Raw genomic sequence first — 22,841 nt, forward strand, 5'->3', positions numbered from 1 at the left:
ACGAAGGAGTTGGAGAGTGCTTTCTAGACGATCGACACCCCCCACGAGGGGGCGCTCCCGACCGGGGGCTCTACGGGCCCTGACCGTCGGCCTGACGGGCGTCGCGCTCGTCGCGAGCGCCGCCGTCCTCCCAGCGGCGGCCCAGACCGGCGCCACCGCGCCCACCACCGCGGTCAGCGCGGGCGGGTCGCTCGCGGCGGGGTCCGTCGCCGCCGCGCCGGCCGCCGCGGCCGCGCCCGTGCGCGTGCTCGTGTTCCACGGCGCGCCCGACGAGCAGGCCGACCCCGTCGTCGAGGCGACGGCGGCGCTCACCGAGCTCGGGGCCGCCAACGGCTTCGAGGTCGAGGCGACGTCCGACCCGGAGATGATCAGCGCGGCGACGCTCGGCGAGTACCGCGGCGTCGTCATGCTCTCCGCGGAGGGCATCGAGCTGAGCGGCGAGCAGGAGGCCGCGCTCCAGGCGTACATCAACGGCGGTGGCGGCTTCCTCGGCGTGCGCGACGCTGCACGCTCGCAGGAGGCCTCGAAGTGGTTCGAGGGCCTCGTCGGCGCCCGGATCAAGGGCGCGACGATGACGGCGGAGAAGGTCGCCGAGGCGACCGGCACCGGCCGCAGCCCGGCCGCCGAGACCCCGGCCAAGGCCGTCGACGGCGACCCCGGCACCAAGTGGCTGACGTTCGCTCGCACGGGCCAGCTCACGCTGCGCATGGAGCAGCCCGTCGCAGTCGTGAAGTACGGCATCACGTCGGCGAACGACTCCGCGGGCCGCGACCCGAAGAACTGGAAGCTCCAGGGCTCGACCGACGGGCAGACGTGGGTCGACCTCGACACGCGCACCGACGAGGACTTCCCGCAGCGCTTCCAGCCGCGCACGTTCGACGTCGAGAACGAGACCGCGTACGGCTGGTACCGGCTGGACGTCACCGCGAACTCCGGCGACGCCGAGATCCAGCTCGCGGAGCTCTCGATCTTCGGCCCCGACTCCGTCGAGCAGCCCGACCCGGAGATCCCGCTCGAGGAGCGCACGGTCGACCTGGTCGACCGCCAGCACCCCGCGACGGCGGACCTCCCGCTCACGTGGGACCGCGAGGACCGGTGGCTCGACTGGGCCGACGACCCGACCGGTGACGTCCACACGGTCGCGACGCTCGAGCCCGGCCCCGACGCCGGTCCGACGACGAACCCGTTCCAGCCTCTCTCCTGGTGCCGCGACTACGACGGCGGACGCTCGTTCTTCACCGGCATGGGCGGCACGCCCGAGAGCTGGGCGGACGCGACGTTCCGCGAGCACCTGCTCGGTGCGCTCCAGTGGACGACGGGCGTGGTGCGCGGCGACTGCCAGGCGACCATCGCGTCGAACTACAAGGCGGAGCGCCTCTCCCAGGTGAACACGGCCGGCACGCTCGACCAGAACGGCGAGCAGCACGGCCTGACGATCGCCCCCGACGGCACGGTCTTCTACATCGGCCGCGGCGCCTGCGCGACCGGCCCGATCGTCCCGTGGAGCGACCCGAACGTGGGCCTCGGCTGCGGCACGATCCACCAGTGGGACCCGGAGACGGGTGAGGCGAAGCTGCTCACGACGCTCGACGTCATGGGCAACCGCGGCAGCGGCGACGAGCTCGTGAAGAACGAGGAGGGGCTGCTCGGCATCGTGCCCGACCCCGACTTCGCGACCAACAACTGGCTCTACGTGTACTGGATGCCGCACGAGAACATCGACCGCGAGCGTCGCGTCGGCTACCGGACCGTCTCGCGGTTCACCTACGACCCCGAGACCCCGACGATCGACCAGAGCACGCGGGTCGACCTGCTCGAGTGGGAGACGCAGATCCACAGCTGCTGCCACGCGGGTGGCGGCATGGCGTTCGACAGCGAGGGCAACCTCTACGTCGGCTCGGGCGACAACAACTCGTCCGGCGGGTCGAACGGGTACTCCGGCAACAACTGGACGCAGGAGTACGCGGGGATCAGCTTCCAGGACGCGCGCCGCACGTCGGGCAACACGAACGACCTCAACGGCAAGATCCTGCGGATCCACCCCGAGGACGACGGCACGTACACGATCCCGGACGACAACCTGTTCCCGGTGGGCGAGTACCCCGCGGACAAGACACGCCCGGAGATCTACGTCATGGGCGTGCGCAACATCTCGCGCCTCCAGATCGACCCGGACACCGACTGGCTGACCGCGGCCTGGGTGGGCCCGGACGCCGGCAGCCCGAGCCCCGAGCTCGGCCCGGCGAAGTACGAGACCGCGACGATCATCACGTCGGCGGGCAACCAGGGCTGGCCCTACTGCATGGGCAACAAGCAGCCGTACCGTGACCGGAGCAACGAGGACGCGAGCGTCCTCACCGGCTGGTACGACTGCGACAACCCGAAGAACACGTCGCCGCGCAACACGGGCCTCGTGGACCTCCCGCCGGTGCGGGACAACATGATCTGGTACTCGCCCTCGGGCGGCGGACCGGTCTTCCCGGACCGCGGCAACGGCATCCCGACGTACGAGGACGACGAGGCGACCTACACCATCCCGTGGCTGCGGGGCGGCGGCCAGGCCGTCATGTCCGGCCCGACCTACCGCCAGTCGCAGGTCGACCCCGAGTCCGACGTCGCGTGGCCGTCGTACTGGGAGGGCAAGTGGTTCATCGGTGACCAGTCGAACTCGAACAACCGCGTCGCGGTGACGGTCGACCCGGACGCCGTCGAGGAGCAGGGCGCCCCGGCGTTCATGGAGGACCTGCGCCAGATCATCCCGGGCGGCCGCGGTGACGGGCTGCTCCAGAGCTGGATGGACGCGAAGTTCGGTCCGGACGGCGCGCTGTACCTGGTCGACTACGCGGGCGGCTTCTTCAGCCTCGACCCGAACCAGAAGCTCATGCGGATCACGTACCAGGGCGGGGCCCCGACCCCGGCCCCGGCCGCGTCCGCGACGAGCATCCAGGGCGACCCGCTCACGGTGCAGTTCACGGGCGCGCGGTCCGGCGGCGTCTCCTACCTGTGGGAGTTCGGCGACGGCAAGACCTCGCGCCAGGCCAACCCGAAGCACAAGTACCCCCGCATCGGGACCTACGAGGCCAAGCTCACCGTCACGTACGCGGACGGCTCGACGGCCACCGTCACGACCGACGGCTCGCCGTCGTGCACCCTGCCCGACGAGCGCGAGACCGTGTTCTTCGGCGACGTCGACTCCACGGTCGAGAACCTCGACCTCGGCGCTTGCACGATGAACGACCTGTTCCAGGACGAGAAGGAGTGGCGCACCCACGCCCGGTTCCTGGCGCACGTCGAGTCGGTCGCGAAGAGCCTGTACGACGACAGCCGGATCGACGAGCGCGAGCGTGCTCGCCTCGTCGACGCCGCGGCGCGGTCGCAGATCGGCGTGGACCCGGGCGGTTACCGCACGATCTTCGACGGCACGCAGGAGTCGCTGTACGACTGGTTCCAGGCACCGAGCGGCAAGTTCACGCTCGAGCCGGGCGGTTCGCTGAAGTCGAGCGGCGGTCTCGGGATGCTCTGGTACGCGGGCGAGGAGCTCGGGGACTTCTCCGTGAAGCTCCTGTACCGCGACGTCTCCGCGGGTGACCACCACGCCAACACGGGCGTGTTCACCCGGTTCCCGAACCCGAACGACCCGGGCGACGTGCCGTGCGCGGCCAACCAGTCGCCCGCGTGGGTCGCGATCTCGTGCGGTCACGAGATCCAGATCTACGACGGCCCGACGGGCGAGCCGCAGAAGACCGGCTCGGTCTACAACTTCGACCCGCTCGGCCTGAACACCGGCGGCGAGAAGCCGAAGGGCGAGTGGAACGAGTACGAGATCCGGGTGGTCGGCCAGCAGTACACGATCATCCGCAACGGCGTCGTCATCAACGAGTGGGAGAACACCCCGGGACAGCAGTCGTCCCGCGCCGGTGACCCGCCGACCGACCTGCGCCAGTTCGACAGCGGGTTCATCGGGCTCCAGAACCACGGGAACGCGGACCTCATCGAGTTCCGCGACATCCGGGTCGCGGACCTGTAGCACCGCCGGGCGGGGGCGGCCGGTCAGGCCGTCCCCGCCCGTACCCCGCAGTCCGACAGCACCCCAGAACTCCCAGAACCTTCCCCGAGACACCCCCCGAGGAGTGCACCCTCATGGAACGACGTACCAGTCCCGGCGGCGTCCGCCGCCGCGGCGCGCGGCGGTTCCTCGCCGCCACGGTCGCCGGGCTCACCGCGACGACGGTCCTCACCGTCGCCCCGGCGTCCGCGTCCCCCGCAGGGACGGCAGCGCCGTCGTCCGTCTTCTCCGTCGCCGACGCCACCGTCGCCGCGGAGCAGGTCCTCACGTGGACCGCGGACAACAGCGTGACCGACTACAAGGCCTTCCCGGCCACGGCCGAGGCGGGTCCCGCCACGATCGTGTTCGAGAACAGCATGGCGACCGGCAGCACGTTCGGCATGAGCCACACGCTCACGTTCGACACGTCGTCGCCCGGCTACAACCACGACGTGAACCTCAACATCCTCGCGAGCCCGTTCGACGCGAACGGCGGGCGGCACGAGGCGCAGGTCACCTTCACCCCAGGCAAGTACCGCTACTTCTGCGCCATCCCCGGGCACGGCGAGATGTGGGGCGAGCTCGTCGTCACCGACGGCGGCACCGGCGGCGAGGACACCACGGCCCCGTCCGTGACCGCGCTCGTCACCGGCGAGCAGGACGGCGACGGCGCCTACGTGGGCGGCGCGACCGTGACGCTCGACGCGACCGACGACGACTCCGGCGTGGCCGGGGTCGAGTACGACCTCGACGGCGCGGGCTGGCAGGCCTACACGGAGCCGTTCGTCGTCGACGCCGTCGGCGCGCACACGCTCCAGTTCCGCGCGACCGACGCCGCGGGCAACACGTCCGAGGCGCAGACCGCGAGCTTCACCGTCGTCGAGGGCGACGTCGAGGAGGACACGACCGCCCCGGTCGTCGAGCCCATGGTCATGGGGCAGCAGGACGAGGACGGCGCCTACGTCGGCACCGCCGCGTTCATGCTCCACGCCACGGACGAGGGCTCGGGCGTCGCGTCCGTCGAGTACCAGGTCGACGGCGGCGCATGGCTCCCGTACACGACCACGGTGCCGTTCACCGAGGTCGGCGAGCACACCGTGTCCTTCCGGGCGACCGACGTCGCGGGCAACGTGTCCGAGGTCGGCTCCGTGACGTTCACCGTCGTCGCCGGCGGCGGCGAGGACGACACGACCGCCCCGACCGTCACCGCCGAGGTCACCGGCACGCAGGACGGCAACGGCGCGTTCGTCGGGTCCGCCACCGCGACGCTGACCGCGACGGACGACGCGTCCGGCGTGGAGAGCGTCGAGTACGACCTCGACGGTTCCGGCTGGCAGCCGTACACCGAGCCGGTCGTCGTCGACGAGCCCGGCGAGCACACGCTCGTCTACCGGGCCACCGACGTCGCGGGCAACGTCTCCGAGGAGACCGTCACCGAGTTCGTCGTCGTGGCGGAGGCCGAGGAGGACACGACGGCCCCGATCGTCGCGACCGAGCTCAGCGGCCAGCAGGACGAGGACGGCGCCTACGTCGGCTCCGCGTCCGTGCTGCTCACCGCCACGGACGACGGCTCGGGCGTCGCGTCCGTCGAGTACGACCTCGACGGCGCGGGCTGGACCGAGTACACCGAGGCCGTCGTCGTCGACGAGCCCGGCCGCCACACGCTCGCCTACCGCGCGACCGACGTCGCGGGGAACGTCAGCGAGCCGGCGACCGTCACGTTCGACGTCGTCGCGGGCCAGGGCGGCGACACCGTCGCCCCGACCGTCGACCACCGCGTCATGGGCGGCGACAAGAACGAGGCCGGCGAGTATCTCGACAACGTGTTCGTGCGCCTCCTCGCGAAGGACGCCGACTCCGGCGTCGCGTCGGTCGAGTACCAGCTCGACGGCGGCGAGTGGGCCCCGTACGCCAAGCAGATCTCCGTGCGGACCCCCGGGTCGCACACGGTCACCTACCGCGCGACGGACGTCGCGGGCAACGTGTCCGCCCCGAAGACGGTCACGTTCGTCATCGCGGGCGGCGAGGAGCCCGGCGGCGACACCGACGGACCCGTCGTCACGGCGGGCGTCAGCGGCAGCCGCACGCGCGACGGCGACTTCGTCGCGAGCGCTCGCGTCACGCTCACGGCGGTCGACGAGGAGTCCGGCGTGGACCGCATCGAGTTCCAGGCCAACGACGGCGCCTGGCAGCGCTACGCGGCCCCGGTCGCGTTCGCGGCCGACGGCCAGCACGTGGTCCGGTACCGCGCGGTCGACGGCGTCGGGAACGTCACGAGCGGCGAGGTGACCTTCACGGTCCTCAAGCTCGTGCGGGACCGCTGCGTCGGCTCGGACATCCGCCCGACGGTGATCATCGACGGCCACGACAGCACGGTGCAGAACTACGACGACGGCACCGGCTGCACGGTCAACGACCACGTCGCCGAGAACGACGAGTACGCGACGCACCGCGAGTTCGTCGACCACGTGAGCCTCGTGACCGAGGACCTCGTCCTCGACGGCGTCCTCGACGACGCCGAGCGGGACCTCGTCATCACGGCGGCCCAGCTGTCCGACATCGGTCGCCGCTGACAGCACCCGTCCCACCAGCACGTCCGACCGGCGAAGGCCCGGACCCGCTCCCTCCAGGAGCGGGCCCGGGCCGTCGTCGTCCCCGGGCCCCCTGGGCCCGACGGCCACCCCCGGTCCGCCGGACACCCCCGGTGCGCCGAGCACGACGTTGCTGTCGCCATGGGAGGGATGCCGACGACAAGGTCGTGCTCGACCGCGCGCAGGGTCGTGCTCGGCCTGCCCCGCGGGGAGGGGCGCCCAGGAGGGGCGTGCCGCGCCGTCAGGTTGTGGGCGGGACGGCCAGGCTGCCCGACGCCGCGCGGCCGAGTCAGGCCGGCGGCTCGCCGTACACCGGGCGGACGAAGGCCAGGACGATCCCGAGCCCGCCGCGCTGGGCGAGGCGCGCGCGGTCCTCCGGGTGGTCGAGCAGGTGCCGCAGGACGCGCGCGACCGCCTCGGGGTCCGTCACGACGACGGGGTCGGGGTCCGGTCCGTGCGCGGGCCGGCCCTGGAGCAGGTCCTCGCCCTCCGCGTGGCGTGCCCGCGCGCCGTCGTGCAGCTCGACCCGGAGCGACGGGCGCCCCTCGCCCCGGACGACGTGCACGCGCGCGACGTCGTCCCACCGCACGACGACCCGGACCACCTCCGCGCGGCCCACCGGCAGCTCGACCTCGTGCGGCCGCAGCACGACCGCGTGCTTCGACGGCCCGCGCACGTACGCCAGCAGCCCGCCGCCGAAGGCGAGGGCGACGATGCCGATCAGGGCCGCCGCGAACCCTTCGTCGTTCCGCAGGAGCCACACCGCGAACGCCACCGCGCCGCCGCACAGCGCGAGCAGGATCAGCAGCACCGCGAGGTAGTCGGCGACGGGCGTCAGGCGCTCGCGACCGCGCACGCCGCCGCGCACCGCGGTCCACACCATGCTCGGCCGGTACGGCTGCCGGGGTCGGCGGCTGCTGCTCACGGAGGACAGTCTGCCGGGTGCTCGGGTCGCGCCGAGCACGCCGTTGCTGTCGTTCTCGCGGCGATACCGCCAGCAACCTCGTGCTCGGCGGCTTGGGAGCTCGGGCTGCCGAGCGGTCGGTTCAGGACCCGCCAAGGAGCATCCGCTTGGCGGCGGTGAACTCGTCGTCGGTGAGGGAGCCCGCGGCGTGCAGGCTCGCGAGCTCGGCGAGCGCCGCGGTGACGCCGTGCTGCACGGTCACCTCGGGGGTCCCCGCGCCGCGGGTCAGGCGGGTCGTCGTGTACGTGGTGGTCGTCGAGGACGACGAGTGCGCGGGCGAGCCCCACGCGGGGGCGTCCGCGTCGGTCGTCGGGTCGTCGGCGACCGCCGCGTCGGTGACGTTCGGGCCCGCGGCCCGGGCGGCGTCGTGCAGGGCGCGCGTGCGGTCGCGGCGGGCCTGCACCACGACCCGCTCCCCGGGCAGGCGCCAGACGACCACGGGGTCGCCGGGCTGCGGGACCTCCGAGGGGAGCAGGTTCGTGACCGGGGCGAGGCGCGTGACCGTCGTCGTCAGCGCCCCGTGCCGCACGCGCACGGCGCAGTGCGCGACGCCGCCCGACTCCGTCCGGTCCGTGACCGACGCCGTCACGACCCCGGCCTCGCGCGTCGCCGCCAGGCGGTCGCGGTGGTACTGCGCGTAGAGCGGGGCGTCGTCGCGCGACCGGCGCAGCGACCGCGCGTAGCCCGCCCACATCGGGCCGAGGAAGACCCACGGGAAGATCGTCCACACGACGTTCCAGAACCACGGGAAGAAGCCGTCGTGGTCCCACGCGTTGACCGTCACGAGCCAGACGAACCCGCCCGACAGCAGCGCGAGCAGCACCCCGTTGCGGATCTTCGTCCCGACGCCCGACGGCGGCTCCATGAGCCCCTCGGGCGTGCGCGGCAGGTCGTCGACGGACTCGTCGTTGCCCACTAGCCGCAGGATGGCCTTCGGGTCGGCGGTCTTGCGCGCGAGCGCGGCGGACGGCGGCAGGGGCGATTCGTCGTGCGGGGCGGACGGCGCCCCCGTCGTGTGGTCAGACATCACCCCGATCCTACGATCGCCCCGCCTCGACGGAACCACCTGCCGCCCGTCCTGCCCACCCCTCTCCAGGCGAACACGGGGATGGCGACCTCTTGCGGCTGTTTCTGGTCGGCAACCCCGTGGTCGACGGGCGGTGAGGGCGTGGTCGTCAGCGGTTGGTGGTCACCGTCGTGCCGGAGGTGCGGGTCGCGGCCAGCAGCGAGTGGAGGCCGAACGCCTGGACCGGGCCTAGCGCTCCCGTCCCGTTCGTCTCGCCGGCCGCTGCTCGGGTCGCGCCCCACGCGAGGTAGTAGGCCGTGAGGTCGTACGCGTCGGGACCGTCGAGTCGGGCCCGACGCAGCACCTTGCCCTCGGCGTCGCGCGCCACCGCGAGCACGTGCGTGCGCGACGCCGCGCGGGCTGCCTCGTCCGGCCCGCCGCTCGACCCGCTGCGCGAGCGGGCGAGCCGCCGCAGGCCGTCGCCCAGCCCGGGGACGCGCAGCGCGGCCGTCGCGACCGCCGTCGCCACCGGCGCGAGCCGCACCGCGGGACCGGACACGCCCAGCGCCACCTCGACATCGCGCAGCCGCGGCGCGAGGCCGGGGAGCGTGAACGGCTCGGTCCCACCCGCGGTGACACCGCGCACGCGCCGTCCGGGGCCGACGTCGAACGTGACGACGTGCGCCGCGACGCGCTCGGTCCGGAGACCGCCGTCGCGCCACGCGTACGACGGCTCGAGCGCCGTCTCCAGCGCGCTCACGCGCGTGCCTCCGCTCACGCCGCCGCTGGTGGGGAAGTAGCCGATCTCCAGGCGCACCGCGTCGGCGCCCTCCTCCTGGAGCGCGAGCGCCCCCGCGAGGTTGCCGGGCACCCAGTCGTGGCCGAACGCCGTGAGCAGCGCCGCACCCGTGCGCCGGGCGCGCGGTCCGAGGTCGTCGAACACGCGCCGGATGAACGCCGGCTCGCCCGTCGAGTCGAGGTACACCGCACCCGCGTCGATCGCGGCCTCGACCGCCGGGCCGCCGTGCCGCCCGAACGGCCCGACCGTCGAGATCAGCACGTCGCCCGGTCCGACCAGCGCACGCACGGTGCGCGCGTCGTCGACGTCCGCGACCGCGGTCTCGAGCGGCGTTCGCGCCGAGGTGCCCGACGGCGGACTCACGGCCTCGGGAGAGCCCGTGGGATCGGCGCGGTGGCGGGGCGCTGTGGATGGTGCCGTTGCGGACGGTGCCGCCGCGGTCCGTGCCGTCGCGGCGAGGTCCGCGGCGAGCGCGTCCAGGCGGTCCTGGGACCGACCCGCGAGCACGGGCCGTGCGCCGCGGGCCACGAGCTCGTGCGCGACGAGCGTGCCCGTGTAGCCCGTCGCGCCGAGGAGCACGATGCGGCCCGTCGCCGGGGGAGGGATCGGGGCGTCGGTCATGGGGTCGCCTTTCGCCGGAACCAGGGATCCCGCGAGACTACGGAGCGGTGCCGGGGCTCGCGCGTCGGCGGGGTGCCGGCCGCTCCGCCCGCGCTCGTCCGCGGCAGGCGTGATGTCCTGGCGGTATGGACCGACAGCCCGACGACCCGCGGCGCGAGGGCAGATCACCCGACGACGGCGGGCGGCCCGACGGGCCCCGGCCTGGGCTCGTCGGGGTGCTGTGGTGCGTCGTCGTCATCGTGGCGGTGCTGGTGGTCGGCGTCGCGATGGGAATGCTCGACGGTCGCTGACCGTACCGGCCCGCATCGCCTCACGGCGCGCCCTCGGCGGGTTTGCCGCGCGCTGGGTGAAAGGCGGCGCGCGGGTGGCACGTGTTCAGATATCAGCTGCGCCCCGTTCCGCGGTGACGTCGATATCGACGTCACCGCCCATGACTTCGATATCGACGTCGTCTAGAATGACTTCACTATCGACGTCATCGGAGGCGGTATGGCGGTCCGCATCGAGATCACGAGTCCCGAGCTGCTCGGCTTCGCCCTGCAGCAGGGCCGACTGCTGCGCGGGACGAGCCAGCGGCAGCTGGCCGACCAGCTCGGCATCGGGCAGAAGTGGGTCTGGGAGATGGAGAACGGCAAGCCCGGTCTTCTCATGGAGCGCCTCTTCGCCATGCTCGACGCGACGGGCGTCCAGTTGTGGGCGGAGATCGACGAACCGGTCGGCGACGACGTCTCCGCAGCGGGCGGGGACGACGTGGAGAGCCTCGATGGTTGACACCGCGTCGAGCTGTACGGGCGCCCCGTCGGCCATCCGGTACGCGAACGCGAAGGACGTCTCGGTGCTTCACTCCCCCGACGGCTCGGCGCGGGAGCGCCGATGTACGAGGTCGTGCTGCTGCGGCACCAGCCGACCGACGGCCGACTCGCTATTGCTGTGAACGGCGTCTACGTCCACAGCGCCGTCACGGCCGGGACATCATCGACGAGGTCACCTCGGTCGTCGCGAGCGAGACACCGTACTCGCGCGCCCAGATCCACGGCTTCACGCGGAATTCCCATGGCAGGACCCCCAGCGGGGTAGGCGGCGAAATGACCACACTTTCTGCCGTGGCGAGCGAGAACGTGCCCGCAGGACGCACAGCCCACCATTCCAACACATAGAGGTGCTCGTGACACGCCCATGTCTTGTTGAGCAAAAAGTTGGACGCCGACATTCGTAGCGAACCAGTCCCGCACGCCCATGTCGAGCACGGGTGGGGCGTCGTTGCTCGGTCGGTCACCTCCGCTAACGCTCTGCTTCACCTAACTTCGCGGCGACCGCCGCGGCAACGAGCCTTGCTACTTCCGCGAGATCCTCGTGCTCCTACACGCGTACCACCGCCCACCCGGCAACGGTGAGGCGTGCATCGGTGTCAGCGTCCCGCTCCCGGTTGCGGATGAACTTGCTCGACCAAATAGTCGGAGTTCGCGCGCGTCGCCGCACGCCCGTGCTCGCAGCAGCCATGCCAGAAGCAGCCGTCGATAAAGACCGCACCTTCGCTGGGCCCAAAACGGTGTCCGCTCTTCGACGTAGCCCCGGCAATGGAACCCTGTCGACGCGGTACCGCAGGCCGCCCGAGTGCAGGAGTTGGCGTACAACGAGCTCCGGTGCCGTGTCTCGGATGCGCTGCAATTGCATCCTTCGGCGTACGCCGGGGTCGACGCGGACGAGTCCTCGGCCGTCGTCGGGCGTCTGGTACATGCGCTCGCTCGACCTCCGCCGACCCATCGATCGTCGATCGTCTATCGCTAGACGCTCTGCCGCTCTCCGGGGCGAGACTCGCGAACCCAGAAGTCAGCTCGACGGTACTTCTACGTTTCGGATACGGTTAACGACCTCGTGCCTCAGATCGGCTGGCACCCCGAGGTACGCCGCCCAGGCACGATCAAGTTCCGTGTTGCCGCGGCGACCTCGCTCCATCCATCGAAGTAGACGGCGCCGTTCCCCAGGGCTGAGTCCTCTCGCGATCTCCACAGCTGCTTGCAAGCTGACTGGCGTGGCATTCCGACCTGACCTGCACCGCTTGCACTCGGTCACTAGTGCTTCAACCTCGACACCCTCGAGTGTGCGAGTAATGCGTCGCGATACGGAAAGGACGGCCGTCATGACTGGGTCGTCCGGATACGGCTCTGCACCGGCAATTCCGCACAGGGTGCACATGTGGCCATCCCGCGCCAACACGGCGTGCCGCTCCTTGCTCGAAATCGCGCGTTGCGGCGCAGCCTTCCGGCGTTCCAGCGGGTCCCACACCGCGGCTCCCGCCTTCACAAACCGCTGGTCCTCAGCGAGTAGGGATGCGTCTTCGGTGTTCGAGTGCAGTACCCACCCGTAATCCCTCAGATCTCGGATCCGTCGGTCGGCCTGCGACACGCCTGGGAACGCCTCTCGAAGCTGATTTTTGGTGAAGGTCCCTCCCTCGCCGACCACCTGCAGTAGCCAGAGCGCGCCACGAACCATCGTTCCGGCAGAGCACTGATCCCATCTTGGTTGTTCCACCCTCGCCTGACCTTTCGTTCCACTCGGGTTTCAGTGTTTTGGCCATGGCGGCAGCACACCCGACGCTACCAATCCTAGTTCTGCGACACGGCCCTCGATGACCTCTGTTGGGATCTCGAGCTTGCACGACGCCCAGCTACCTAGCAGACCGGAGTCGCGTGGCACGTTCGCGGCGATCCACTGGCTGGGCACCGATCCCACACCAACGATCTCGAGATCAGCTGTTAGCAGCACAGTGACGAGCACCCACAGGTTGTCGCTCATCATCACCCTGTACTCGTTCCGCGACAGATATGCGGTGAACCTGCCGGTCCGCGTGGTGCTCTTCACTTCCAGGTGGGCAGTCGCTGCATCCGAAGCGAACGATATGTCGTAGCCGAACCCGTCCGACCAAGTCGAGACGTGGTCGACGCGGCCGTCGGTGTTGTCCCTGAGGAGCGCGACGAGTGCGGCTTCACCCGCCGCTCCTACGCGCTCGCGAGCCGCGGTGTCGACCTTGTTCCAACTGGCGACAAGTTGTTCGTAGACCACATTCGCATCGGCACCCAAGGCTCCTCCAGCCGAGACGATATCCGGTGGCAGCTCATCGGGTGACCGGACGAGTTGGTCGGCGTCCTGGAACCAGTGCGGAGCTGCCTTCTCGAAGATCGCGGCCAGTACCTGTTTGGACGCCGGGAGTCTCGACCCTGTGGGCCCCACGAGGTCTAGCCCCCGAAGCCAGGAGAGTGCGCTCGCGTACTGGGTCGGCGTCAGATCGCTATATTTCGTATGCGTCGTCAGTAGGGCGTGCGCGCGCGAGATACCACCGCTGGAAGGGAGGATTTCGAGCCAGCGCTTTGCAGCGAGCAAGACGGGTTCAGGTGGAAGTCGCACGCAGGTGGCCCATCAATGCCTGGAGGTCGTCCTGGTCAAGGCCACCCCCGACTGCAGGTTCTTCATCCAGATCGGCGAGTTGCTGCACGGCGGAGTCATCAAGGATCCCTCCCATGAACTTTAGCTTGTCCCTAAGTCGTGCCGCGACCACTTCATCGATAGTGCCCTCGGAGGCCAGGACCGTGATGTGCGTATTGACGTCCCGCCCGAGCCCGAGACGATGAATCCGATCAAGGCTCTGCAGGAAGCGACCAGCAGCGAAGTCTCGGTCCACGTAGACCGCGTTGTGGCATTCGTGGTGGAGACTGATTCCCTCCCCGAGCGTCGCGGGGTTGGACAGCAGGACCATGCAATCTGGGTCGCTCCGAAACCTCCGGATCTGTTCTTCGCGGTCCGGGGTGCCGCCGTGGACCATTGCCGGCTGGAACTGTGACAGGACTCGCTGAAGCGTGTTGAGGCTCCGAATGAACGTCGACCATACGAGGGTTTTGCGCCCCTGTGCCGAGTTCTCGCGGACGATTGCGAGAACCTCTTGGTACTTCGGCGACATTTCATATGCCGGGAGATCCTCCATCAGCTGGTAAAGAGAGGATCGTTCGGGAACGGGAAGGGGGGAAACCTGGTAGGCGAGCGGCTCGTACCGCGTAGTTCCGACTGTGAGCAGCGCAGGGCTGGTCGCGGCCATGAGTAGGTAGACCAGAACTCGCCCAAGAGCTTGGAATTCGCCTTCTTGTCCCGAAGCACGGACGGAGAACTGACCGAGGAGGGCCTCATAGATCTCGGCATGCAGTAACGGCAGCGGGATCGTTCGGATAGTGGTTTGTACGGGCGGGAGGTCGAGCTCCCTCTTGGTGGTCCGTGTGAAGAGCGGCTTGAGCACGCGGCTCGCCTCGGCGAGGTCGCCGCCATTGACCGCGCGGAGCACGCTCTGGCGCCCGGTCCCGGGCCAGACGAAGCCGAAGAGATTCTCAAGATCCTTAACACCGTTCGGGGCCGGTGTCCCAGTGAGGACGAGCCGTCGGCGGGTGCGAGGGCCGAGGGCGAGACAGGCGGCCCCGTATGTCCCGTCCGCCCCGAGCTTCATCCGATGAGCCTCGTCGAGGATGATCATCGACGGTCGCTCCATGAGCCAGCGGCCAAGGGTGCTGACCATGTTCGGGAGTCGCTCGTAGTTGACGAGAACAGCTTCTGCAGTGCTCGCCGGGCCACGGTCAACGATCTCCATGGACAGCGGAGACTGCAGGCATTCTGCGTTCTCATGCTGCCATGCGCCAAAGCTCGACTTGGGTCCGACGATGAGCAGCCGCTCGATTCCCTCCCGGCGGCGTAGCGCCTGGTACACGGCCAACCCGACTCGGGTTTTCCCAGCTCCGGGTACAGAGAAGTTTGCTCCATGCCTCAGGGAGAGCAGTTTGGCAATGTCTCTCTCCTGAAAAGACGTGAGGTCGCCAATCCACCCCTCCCCGAGGAGTTCGCGGACAGACTCGGGGCTCGCGGTTGTCGGTGCATCCAGCGCATCCAAGCGGGAAGACACGGTCAGAGCATCCTGGAGCGAATCGACCACGAGCGCCTGCAGCGGCGCGTCCCAGGCAACATCGCCGTCGGCCTTGTGCGGCCAGTCGTTGAGAGCTGCGAGATTCGTCAGGAGGTCGTCGAGTTCAATCTCGATGCTCCCGGGCGATCTTTGGCTACTGGACTGAAAGCTCACCGCAAGACGGCGGAGGTGTTCCTCCAGTCCCGGCCGCGCGATGAGTCGCGCCCGCGTTACGTCGGAGGCAAGGCCGATGGTGAGGCTCGGCATGTCGGCTGCCATCACCTGCTCCGGGCGGCCTCGAGGAGCCACGCCACTCCTTCGCCGGGCGTGGCGAAAGTGCGCCCAGCCTGCCGGGCGAGGCTCTCCAAGCTGTCACGCAGAACGATGAGTGCGTCATCGAATGCCTCCTCGTCCAGTGCTCGCTTTGCCTTCGCCTCTGCGAACTCGCTCGCGCACTGCGTTACGTAGTCCGCTGCATCGGTAAGCCGCTCGGGCACGGCCGTCTGACGCTTGACCAGCTCCGCGTTCTGCCCCGCGAGTTTCACCGCAACGTCGAAGGTCTCCCGTGCCTTCTTCATCGTTGAAGATGCCGCTGTGATTTCCGATGGGGTCGCGCTCGGCCCGCCTATTGCCACGGCTTTTGCACGGAGCAACTGGCTTGTGAGTGCTTCAACAACCGCGGATTTAGTGCTCTTGCCGGGCAGTTTCACCCCTGGGATACCTAGCAGCGGGACGGGTTCCGAGGAGCGCACTTCTGGCTTGAGCTCTTCGGGCAACCGGCTTTCAAGATACCGCGCGTGGAAGTCTGCCTCTACAAGGCGCAAGGAGGTTTTCGGGTAGTCGAGAAGCACCATCGCCAGCCTCGACTGAAGCAGGCGATTGGCGGCTTCAGCGTCTGTGGTCGCCAGCTTGGTAAAGTCACGGTGAAGTTCGCGCAACTTCTCCTGGTGCTGCTCGAAGTCGACGAGCCGCAGCGATGTACCGTCCTCGGTCGTGCTGCGTTCGATCGCCTTGAGGATGAGGGCGTAGACCCACCGGTCGCGCTGCAATGTCGCGAGCTTGATGTTGAAGTCTTTAGCGACGTCAGTCTCGGAACGACCGCGCCCCAACTCCTCGTCAATCGCGATCAGACGGTTAATGTACGAATAATCGCGTCGCCGGTCTTTGCGAAGTTGAAGGGACAGCTCGACGGCGTTGATGTCCTGTCGTGAGGTGTCGTCTGGGAGGACGCCGACCCTGATGTTCCGCTCGCCGAGGTCGATCAGTGCGGCGGCGCGTGTGTTGCCGTCGACCAGGATCCCGTGTGGACTCACGATCCCCGGTTCGCGTTGACCCACGTCGTCGAGCTCGTCCATCAGCGCGGTGTAGTCGGGGTCAGTCTGGTCGGGATTGGCGGGCCGTTGCCTGAGCAGGTCATGAAGGTACGCCTGGGACGCCTCGCCCCAGGGGTCCACCTCAATAGCCCGGTTGCGCTCGGGATCGAGCGTCCGCTGCGCGCGGATCCGGTGGGTGTCCGGATTGAAGTAGAGCAACTCAACCGGCATGGAGATCACGTAGAGATGGCGCGGTTCTCCCCGCCAGTCGATCGTGACCTTCGCGCCGTCTTCGTTCATCGCTTGCTTAAGGCGCTTGTCGATTACGGCCTTGATCTCGTCCCCCTTGGGAGGGATTCCAAAATCGGGCATTTAAATCTCCTCGGAATCGAGACCATGCACGGCTCAGCGGCGCGGATATTCCGGCGCTTGTGCACGGCCACCAGGCAAAGCCGTTGGGCGGGTCGACGATGAAGCGAGCGCGGGGTGGGTCAACTCAGCTGATCTTAGAGCGCAGCCGGTCGATGGCGAAGGCCTCGTGCCGCGAGTGATCCTCTTGCCCTCTGAACGCGCGCCACTCGCCAAGCCTGTATGTGGGCGAACTGCCCCGGAAACGAACCTCAACCTCGAAGTCGCGTCGGATGAAGTCAATCCGACGCTTGATCTCGCTCTCGGCGATCGTGCCTCCGAGGGCCCTCCGTAGCGTCGCGAGCGAGACAAAGTCGGTCTGCTCGCGCATCACGCGGTACACCTCATCGTGACTGCCGGAGCCGTGGTCGCCGACGGAGCGGCTCTCTTTTCGGAGCGCAGATGCTAACGCGAGCCCGACGGCGCGCGCCACTGGCGGCGGAAACGCGTTGCCAATCTGCCTGTACGTTGCCGTCTTGCGGCCTCTGGGCTCGCCAAAATCCCATTCATAGCCAGGGCCCGACCAGCCCTGGATCCGCGCGACCATTTCGTTCGTGAGTTTGGGGATGAGGTCAGCAGGCGCGTCGGGGCCGGGTGCGGTGTCCGCAATTCCGAGACCGTCGACACCCATCGTTAGCCACTCCCGTTTCGCGCGGGTAGGGCCGAGATCGGGCCCGCCGTGCTTCTTGGAGCCACCGACGATGGTGGGAGCGACGCGGTCAGCGCGCTTTGCCCACGCTTCCGCGCCCGTCCAGCCGTTGGCGGCCATCAGGTCATAGAGTGCAGATCCCACGGTCTGTATCGCTGGGGTCGGCTCTGGCCAGGTGAAGTACGGGGCGAATTCCTCGCGTAGGGCCACGAGGATGAAGCGGGGCCGCAATTGCGGCACGCCGTAGTTTCGAGCCTCCAACAAGCGCCAGTCAGCTCGGTACCCTAGTTCGGCAAACCGGTCGAGCACCGCCTGCCGGTACCCGGCGAAGCGCGGCATCGACAGCCCGCGTACGTTCTCTAGCAGTACGGCGTCCGGCGTCATGCGTCCAGCGGCCTCTACAGCCCAAGCGAACAGGTCGCGTTCGTCGGACGAGCCCAGCTGTTTGCCAGCAATCGAGAATGGCGGGCAGGGCACGCCCCCGGCGAGGAGTGACACCCCTTGATGATCCGCGGGGTTCCATACGTTCTGGTCCGCGACGTCCCCGACCGCGACGACCGGCTCCTGGTGGCCCTCCGCAGTCGCGAGCCGGGACAGGTTCCGCCGCAGCGTCGCCGCAGCGTCGCGGTCAATCTCAACCGCGAGCGTGTGTCGGAAGCCGGCGAGGTGAAGTCCAAGACTCTGGCCTCCCGCGCCGGCGCAGATCTCTACCACTGTCAGCTCATTCACCTGTGATGTCCCGTCCATGATTGGACCATTCTTGCAGGGTCAATCGACCGCTCGGGGACGCGCGCCGGAGTCCACTGGTCCGCTCTGTCATCGGCTCTTCCTGGTCACGGGCGAGTAGGAGGACGAGAGATTCGACGGCCCTGCGGTCGAGCCGCCGTCGACGGATTGCGACACCAGAACCGCGAGCTGCACCCGGTTCGTGACGCCGAGCTTCGCGCTCGCCGCGGAGAGGTGGGTCTTGACCGTCGCTTCGCTGACGTGCAGCCGCTGCGCGATCTCGGGGTTGGACAGGCCCTGCGCGACGAGTCGCGCGACGTCGAGCTCGCGCTCGGTGAGGGTCGCGACCTGCTGGGCGGCCTCCCTGCGTCCCGCCGCGCCGGGCGCGGTGGTGACTTGCGCCATGACGACGCGCGCCGCGCGGGGCGACAGCGCGCCGTCGCCGGCTGCGACGGCGCGGACGGCGGAGACGATCTCGTCGGGTGACGCGTCCTTGGCGAGGAACCCGGACGCCCCGGCGTGGACGGCGTCGAGGATGCTGGACTCGGTGTCGAACGAGGTCATTGCGATGACGCCGGGCGGGTCGGGGAGCGCCCGCACGGCGCGTGTCGCCGTCACGCCGTCGACGCGGGGCATGCGCAGGTCCAGGAGCACGACGTCGGGGTGGTGCGCCTGGACGGCCGGCACGACCTGGTCGCCGTCGGCGGCCTCGGCGACGACCTCGATGTCGTCGGGCCGCAGGATGGTCCGCAGCAGCCGTCGCACCATCGGGTCGTCGTCGACCACGAGCACCTTGATCACGCCCCGACCCTAGCGGCGCGCGCCCACGGCGCGTCCGCTGCGACCGTCGCACCGGCCCGTCGCCGCGACCGCCGTCAGGCCGGCGCACCGTCCTGGTGGCGCACCCACGTCTCGCGGACCTCGGTGAGGTGGTCGAGCATCGCGGCGCGGGCGCCGTCGGCGCGGTGCGCGTCGAGGTTGTCGACGATCGCGCGGTGCGCGCGCGTGACGACGTCGATGCGGCGCGGGTCGTAGGAGAACGTGGCGACGCGCGTCTCCATGAGGCCTTCGCCGAGCACGTCGTAGAGCATGACGAAGAAGTCGTTGCCGGTCGCGACGGCGAGGCCGCGGTGGAACGCGTAGTCGTTCTTGGACGCGGCGACGATGTCGTCGGCGTGCCCGGGGAGCTGGTCGACGAGGTCGGCGAGGCCGGTGAGCGCGGCGTCGTCGATGCGTTCGGCGGCGATGCCGGCGACGGCGACCTCGAGCGTCGCGCGGACCTCGTGGAGCTGGAGGTAGGGCACGTTCGGGCCGTGGTGGAGGAACATCTGGAGCATCTGGCCGACGTCGTCGATGCTGGTGCGCCCGACGTTCAGTCCGGAGCCGGGCGTGGCGGTGACGATGCCCTTGGCGGTGAGGGCGCGGACGGCCTCGCGCACGACGGTGCGGGAGACGCCGTAGGACTCGCAGAGCTCGCGCTCGGAGGGCAGCCGGTCGCCGGGCTGGAGCTCGCGCGCGAGGATGTCGTCGCGGATCGCGTCGGCGACCTGGTCGGACAGTCGGCGCTGTCGCACGATGCCGCTCGTCGGCAGCGTCGCATCGGGCTCGGGCACCGTTCCTCCTCGGGGTGACGACCGCGCCATTCTGCCTCACGGGGGCCGCGACCTGCCCGGACGCGGTCGGCGCTCACGGCCGTGAGACGGGGTTGGATCAACTGGTATGACAGGATACAGTCACTCAACCTGCCGCGCCGAGCGTCCGACGTCGGGCACCGGTGCCGACAGGTCTCCCCTCACCCGCACGCAGAGCAACGCGGCTTCCCAGTCGCGGGGAAAGAGCTGTTCCACGATGCGCGCCATCAGATTCGAGACGTCCGGGACCGCCCACGTGGTGGACATCCCGCGCCCGGTCCCCGGCCCCGGCGAGGTCCTGCTCGCCGTCACCTCCACGGGGGTGTGCGGCTCCGACCTGGCCGCCCTCCGCGGCACCCACCCGTTCCGCGTCCCGCCGCTGATCTCCGGCCACGAGGCCGGTGGCCGCGTCGCCGAGGTCGGCCCGGACGTCGCCGACGTGGCCGTCGGCGACCGCGTCGTCGTCGACCCGCAGCGCCCGTGCGGCACGTGCGACCTGTGCACGACGGGCGGCTACCACCTGTGCGCGAGCAAGCAGATGCTCGGCGTCGCCGAGTGGGACGGCTCGTTCGCCGAGCACGTCGTCGTGCCCGCGTACACGCTGGTCCCCGCGCCCGACGGCGTCGCGGACGAGCACCTCGCTCTCGCCGAGCCGGTCGCGGTGGCGGCCCACGCCGTCGCGCAGCTGGGGGAGCGGCGCCGCGAGCGCGCGCTCGTGCTGGGCGGCGGCACGATCGGCGCGCTCGTCGCGCGCGTCCTCGCCGACGGCGGCAGCACCGTGGTCGACGTCGTCGAGCCGCGCGAGCACGTCCACGAGGTGCTGCGCGCGGTCGGTGCGACGGGCGTCCACCTGCCCGACGCCGCGCTCGAGCCCGGCTCGTACGACGCCGTCTTCGTCGCCGCGGGCGTGCCCGCGCTCGTCGAGCGCGCGTTCGAGGCCGTCGCGCCCGGTGGCGCGATCGTCCAGGTCGCGGTGTTCAACCAGCCCGTGCCGGTCCCGGTGGGGCAGCTCCAGGTGCGCGAGATCGCCCTGCTCGGCACGGCCATGTACACGAAGGACGACTTCCGCACCGCGCTCGACGTCCTCGCGCGCCACCCGGAGCTCGCGGACGTGCTCGTGTCCCGCACGACCTCCCTGGAGGAGGGCGCCGCGATCACGACGACCATGGCCGCCGAGGGGCCGGGCGACATCGTCAAGCTGGTGATGGTCCCGTGAGCGCGGCCCGCGCCGTCCGCGGCGTCCTGTCCGGCGCCGAGCGCGCGCTGTTCGTGGTCTCGGGCGTCGCGATCACGCTCGTGAGCGCCGTCCTCGTGCTCCAGGTCTTCATGCGGTACGTGCTCAACAGCCCGACCGTGTGGTCCGAGGAGTTCGCGACGCTCGCGTTCGTCTGGTGCGTCATGACGGCGATCCCCGTCGCGGTGCGCCGCAGCGAGCACATCGCGGTGACGCTGCTCCTCGACCGCCTGCGCGGGAAGGTTCGCCGCGCGTTCGTCGCGCTCGGCTACGCGCTCTCCGCGGGCCTGTTCGGCCTCGTCGCGGTCTACGCCGCGATGATGCTCCCGACGGGCGCGCGCCAGCTCATGACCGGCCTGACCATCGCGACGGGCACGGACATCACGCTGCTCGCCATGTACGTCGTCGTGCCGATCGGCATGGGCCTCTCCTGCGTCTACGCGGTCGAGAAGCTCGTCGAGGCGCTGCGCGGCGACTTCGACACCCCCGACGACGCCGTGGAGGCGAACATCGCCGAGGCGGAGCAGCTCGTCGCGCCCACCTCCCAGGACAAGGACGTCTGACCCATGCCCCTCATCCTCGGAGGGCTCCTCCTCCTCATCCTCGTCATCGGCGCCCCGGTGGGCGTCGCCGTCGGCCTCGCCTCGTTCGCGAGCCTCGCCGCCGAGGGCGTGCCGCCCGAGGTCGGCGCCCAGCGGTTCGTCGCCGGGATGCGCTCCTTCCCGCTCCTCGCGATCCCGCTCTTCGTGCTCGCCGGGTCGCTCATGAACGCGGGCGGCGTGACCCAGCGCCTCATCGACTTCGCCTACGCGATCGTCGGCCGCATCCGCGGCGGGCTCTCGGCCGTCAACGTCCTCACGAACATCACGTTCGGCGGCATGTCCGGCTCGGCGGTCGCGGACGCGTCGTCGGTCGGCCGCCTCCTCATCCCGCAGATGCTGCGCCGCGGCTACGCGCCCGGCGACGCGGCGTCGGTCACCGCGACGGCGTCGATCGTCGCGCTCGTGCTCCCGCCGAGCATCACGATGATCATCTACGGCGTCGCGGCCGAGGTCTCGATCAGCGCGCTGTTCTTCCACGGCCTCTACATCGGCCTCGGGTTCGGCCTCGTGTACCTGGTCACGGGCTGGCTCGTGGCCCGCAAGAAGGGCTACCCGGCCGAGCGCGGCGTGGGCGCGCGCGAGCTCGTGCGCACCGCCGCCAAGGCGCTCCCGGCCCTGCTCATCCCGGTCGTCGTGCTGGGCGGCATCCGGCTCGGCGTCTTCACCGCGACGGAGGGCGGCGCGGTCGCGGTCCTCATCGCGGTGATCCTCGGGGTCGTCGTCTACCGCGAGCTGTCCTGGCAGCGCGTCGTCAAGGCGATGCGCGAGACGACGATGCTCGTCGCCGCGATCATGCTCATCATCGCGATGGCGCAGGCCTACTCGTGGGCGCTCGTGACCGGCGGCACGCCGCAGATCGTCGCCGACGCCGTGCTCGGGCTCACGGACAACGTGCTGCTCATCCTCTTCGTCACGAACGTGATCCTGCTGCTCATCGGCACGGTCGTCGAGGGCAACGCGGCGATCATCATCTTCACGCCGATCCTCCTGCCGATCGTCACCGCCGCGGGCGTCGACCCGGTCCACTTCGGGCTCATCGTCGTCATCAACCTCGCGATCGGGCTCATCACGCCGCCCGTCGGGATCAACCTGCTCATCACGAGCCGGATCGCCGGGATCTCGGCCGAACGGGCGTTGCGCGACATGCTCCCGTGGCTCGGGGTCTCGATCGCCCTGCTGTTCCTCGTCACGTACGTCCCCGTCCTCACCGGCATGTACTAGCCGGCGCGACGGTCGACACCCGCCACCGGCACCAGCACCCCGGGGGGGGGGGGGGGGGGGGCCCCCCCCCCCCCCCCCCCCCCCACAAAACC

At 70.1% G+C, this 22,841-nt stretch carries 18 protein-coding genes; 7 read left to right on the forward strand and 11 right to left on the reverse strand.

Annotated features, from left to right (window positions below; genetic code table 11):
- Window positions 1-16 precede the first annotated feature (16 nt).
- Window positions 17-4,027, forward strand: a complete 4,011-nt coding sequence (locus AC3WT4_RS01175; protein WP_492314474.1) for a ThuA domain-containing protein — start codon at window positions 17-19, stop codon at window positions 4,025-4,027.
- Between the two features lie 113 nt (window positions 4,028-4,140).
- Window positions 4,141-6,618 (forward strand): OmpL47-type beta-barrel domain-containing protein, encoded by a 2,478-nt coding sequence (locus AC3WT4_RS01180; RefSeq protein ID WP_492314475.1) that lies wholly within the window; start codon window positions 4,141-4,143, stop codon window positions 6,616-6,618.
- Window positions 6,619-6,925: 307 nt separating this feature from the next.
- Here the strand turns inward: AC3WT4_RS01180 and AC3WT4_RS01185 are convergent, their stop codons facing one another.
- From AC3WT4_RS01185 to AC3WT4_RS01195, 3 genes are all read right to left on the reverse strand, one after another.
- A complete protein-coding gene (locus AC3WT4_RS01185) occupies window positions 6,926-7,561 on the reverse strand; it encodes a glycosyltransferase (protein ID WP_492314476.1) in 636 nt (211 codons plus the stop codon).
- Window positions 7,562-7,682: 121 nt separating this feature from the next.
- Entirely contained in the window at window positions 7,683-8,627 is a 945-nt protein-coding gene (locus tag AC3WT4_RS01190) for a hypothetical protein (protein ID WP_492314477.1), read from the reverse strand.
- A gap of 148 nt (window positions 8,628-8,775) precedes the next feature.
- The gene (locus tag AC3WT4_RS01195) at window positions 8,776-10,026 is read right to left on the reverse strand and encodes a saccharopine dehydrogenase family protein (protein WP_492314478.1); all 1,251 of its coding nucleotides are present in this window, start codon (window positions 10,024-10,026) and stop codon (window positions 8,776-8,778) included.
- Window positions 10,027-10,151: 125 nt separating this feature from the next.
- Here AC3WT4_RS01195 and AC3WT4_RS01200 point away from each other — a divergent pair, with 125 nt between their 5' ends.
- Window positions 10,152-10,316, forward strand: a complete 165-nt coding sequence (locus AC3WT4_RS01200; RefSeq protein WP_492314479.1) for a hypothetical protein — start codon at window positions 10,152-10,154, stop codon at window positions 10,314-10,316.
- A gap of 199 nt (window positions 10,317-10,515) precedes the next feature.
- Window positions 10,516-10,797 (forward strand): helix-turn-helix domain-containing protein, encoded by a 282-nt coding sequence (locus AC3WT4_RS01205; protein ID WP_492314480.1) that lies wholly within the window; start codon window positions 10,516-10,518, stop codon window positions 10,795-10,797.
- 588 nt (window positions 10,798-11,385) lie between these two features.
- Here the strand turns inward: AC3WT4_RS01205 and AC3WT4_RS01210 are convergent.
- The 8 genes from AC3WT4_RS01210 to AC3WT4_RS01245 all read right to left on the reverse strand — a co-directional run bounded on the left by AC3WT4_RS01210 (window position 11,386) and on the right by AC3WT4_RS01245 (window position 19,674).
- Window positions 11,386-11,790, reverse strand: coding sequence for a very short patch repair endonuclease (locus AC3WT4_RS01210; RefSeq protein ID WP_492314481.1), 405 nt, complete (start codon window positions 11,788-11,790; stop codon window positions 11,386-11,388).
- Between the two features lie 66 nt (window positions 11,791-11,856).
- Entirely contained in the window at window positions 11,857-12,519 is a 663-nt protein-coding gene (locus tag AC3WT4_RS01215) for a KpnI family restriction enzyme N-terminal domain-containing protein (RefSeq protein ID WP_492314482.1), read from the reverse strand.
- Window positions 12,520-12,588: 69 nt separating this feature from the next.
- Window positions 12,589-13,407: a protein NO VEIN domain-containing protein gene (locus AC3WT4_RS01220; protein WP_492314483.1), complete on the reverse strand. Its 819-nt coding sequence runs from the start codon at window positions 13,405-13,407 to the stop codon at window positions 12,589-12,591.
- 7 nt (window positions 13,408-13,414) lie between these two features.
- Entirely contained in the window at window positions 13,415-15,244 is a 1,830-nt protein-coding gene (locus AC3WT4_RS01225) for a DEAD/DEAH box helicase (RefSeq protein WP_492314484.1), read from the reverse strand.
- Window positions 15,244-16,650, reverse strand: coding sequence for a hypothetical protein (locus AC3WT4_RS01230; protein ID WP_492314485.1), 1,407 nt, complete (start codon window positions 16,648-16,650; stop codon window positions 15,244-15,246). The genes AC3WT4_RS01225 and AC3WT4_RS01230 overlap by 1 nt, the downstream gene beginning before the upstream one ends.
- Before the next feature lie 124 nt (window positions 16,651-16,774).
- Window positions 16,775-18,082 (reverse strand): DNA cytosine methyltransferase, encoded by a 1,308-nt coding sequence (locus tag AC3WT4_RS01235; protein ID WP_492314486.1) that lies wholly within the window; start codon window positions 18,080-18,082, stop codon window positions 16,775-16,777.
- A 69-nt stretch (window positions 18,083-18,151) separates the two neighbouring features.
- On the reverse strand, window positions 18,152-18,862 hold the full coding sequence (locus tag AC3WT4_RS01240) for a response regulator (RefSeq protein ID WP_492314487.1): 711 nt from the start codon (window positions 18,860-18,862) through the stop codon (window positions 18,152-18,154).
- Window positions 18,863-18,936: 74 nt separating this feature from the next.
- Complete coding sequence (locus AC3WT4_RS01245) at window positions 18,937-19,674, reverse strand: FadR/GntR family transcriptional regulator (protein WP_492314488.1); 738 nt, start codon at window positions 19,672-19,674, stop codon at window positions 18,937-18,939.
- Between the two features lie 235 nt (window positions 19,675-19,909).
- Here AC3WT4_RS01245 and AC3WT4_RS01250 point away from each other — a divergent pair, with 235 nt between their 5' ends.
- From AC3WT4_RS01250 to AC3WT4_RS01260, 3 genes are read left to right on the forward strand one after another with little or no spacing between them, the layout of a single operon-like run.
- Complete coding sequence (locus tag AC3WT4_RS01250) at window positions 19,910-20,908, forward strand: zinc-dependent alcohol dehydrogenase (RefSeq protein ID WP_492314489.1); 999 nt, start codon at window positions 19,910-19,912, stop codon at window positions 20,906-20,908.
- The gene (locus tag AC3WT4_RS01255; RefSeq protein WP_051027511.1) at window positions 20,905-21,489 is read left to right on the forward strand and encodes a TRAP transporter small permease; all 585 of its coding nucleotides are present in this window, start codon (window positions 20,905-20,907) and stop codon (window positions 21,487-21,489) included. Before AC3WT4_RS01250 ends, AC3WT4_RS01255 begins: the two co-directional genes overlap by 4 nt.
- A 3-nt stretch (window positions 21,490-21,492) precedes the next feature.
- Entirely contained in the window at window positions 21,493-22,749 is a 1,257-nt protein-coding gene (locus AC3WT4_RS01260) for a TRAP transporter large permease (RefSeq protein WP_492314490.1), read from the forward strand.
- Window positions 22,750-22,841 lie beyond the last annotated feature (92 nt).

The organism is Cellulosimicrobium sp. EB106-03-01-XG111 (genome assembly GCF_058792115.1).

Coding starts and splice junctions, on each gene's coding strand:
- AC3WT4_RS01210 (WP_492314481.1), bottom strand. CDS start 11,790: ATGGGTCGGCGGAGGTCGAGCGAGCGCATGTACCAGACGCCCGACGAC.
- AC3WT4_RS01230 (WP_492314485.1), bottom strand. CDS start 16,650: ATGCCCGATTTTGGAATCCCTCCCAAGGGGGACGAGATCAAGGCCGTA.
- AC3WT4_RS01195 (WP_492314478.1), bottom strand. CDS start 10,026: ATGACCGACGCCCCGATCCCTCCCCCGGCGACGGGCCGCATCGTGCTC.
- AC3WT4_RS01200 (WP_492314479.1), top strand. CDS start 10,152: ATGGACCGACAGCCCGACGACCCGCGGCGCGAGGGCAGATCACCCGAC.
- AC3WT4_RS01215 (WP_492314482.1), bottom strand. CDS start 12,519: ATGGTTCGTGGCGCGCTCTGGCTACTGCAGGTGGTCGGCGAGGGAGGG.
- AC3WT4_RS01250 (WP_492314489.1), top strand. CDS start 19,910: ATGCGCGCCATCAGATTCGAGACGTCCGGGACCGCCCACGTGGTGGAC.
- AC3WT4_RS01225 (WP_492314484.1), bottom strand. CDS start 15,244: ATGGCAGCCGACATGCCGAGCCTCACCATCGGCCTTGCCTCCGACGTA.
- AC3WT4_RS01205 (WP_492314480.1), top strand. CDS start 10,516: ATGGCGGTCCGCATCGAGATCACGAGTCCCGAGCTGCTCGGCTTCGCC.
- AC3WT4_RS01190 (WP_492314477.1), bottom strand. CDS start 8,627: ATGTCTGACCACACGACGGGGGCGCCGTCCGCCCCGCACGACGAATCG.
- AC3WT4_RS01260 (WP_492314490.1), top strand. CDS start 21,493: ATGCCCCTCATCCTCGGAGGGCTCCTCCTCCTCATCCTCGTCATCGGC.
- AC3WT4_RS01180 (WP_492314475.1), top strand. CDS start 4,141: ATGGAACGACGTACCAGTCCCGGCGGCGTCCGCCGCCGCGGCGCGCGG.
- AC3WT4_RS01235 (WP_492314486.1), bottom strand. CDS start 18,082: ATGGACGGGACATCACAGGTGAATGAGCTGACAGTGGTAGAGATCTGC.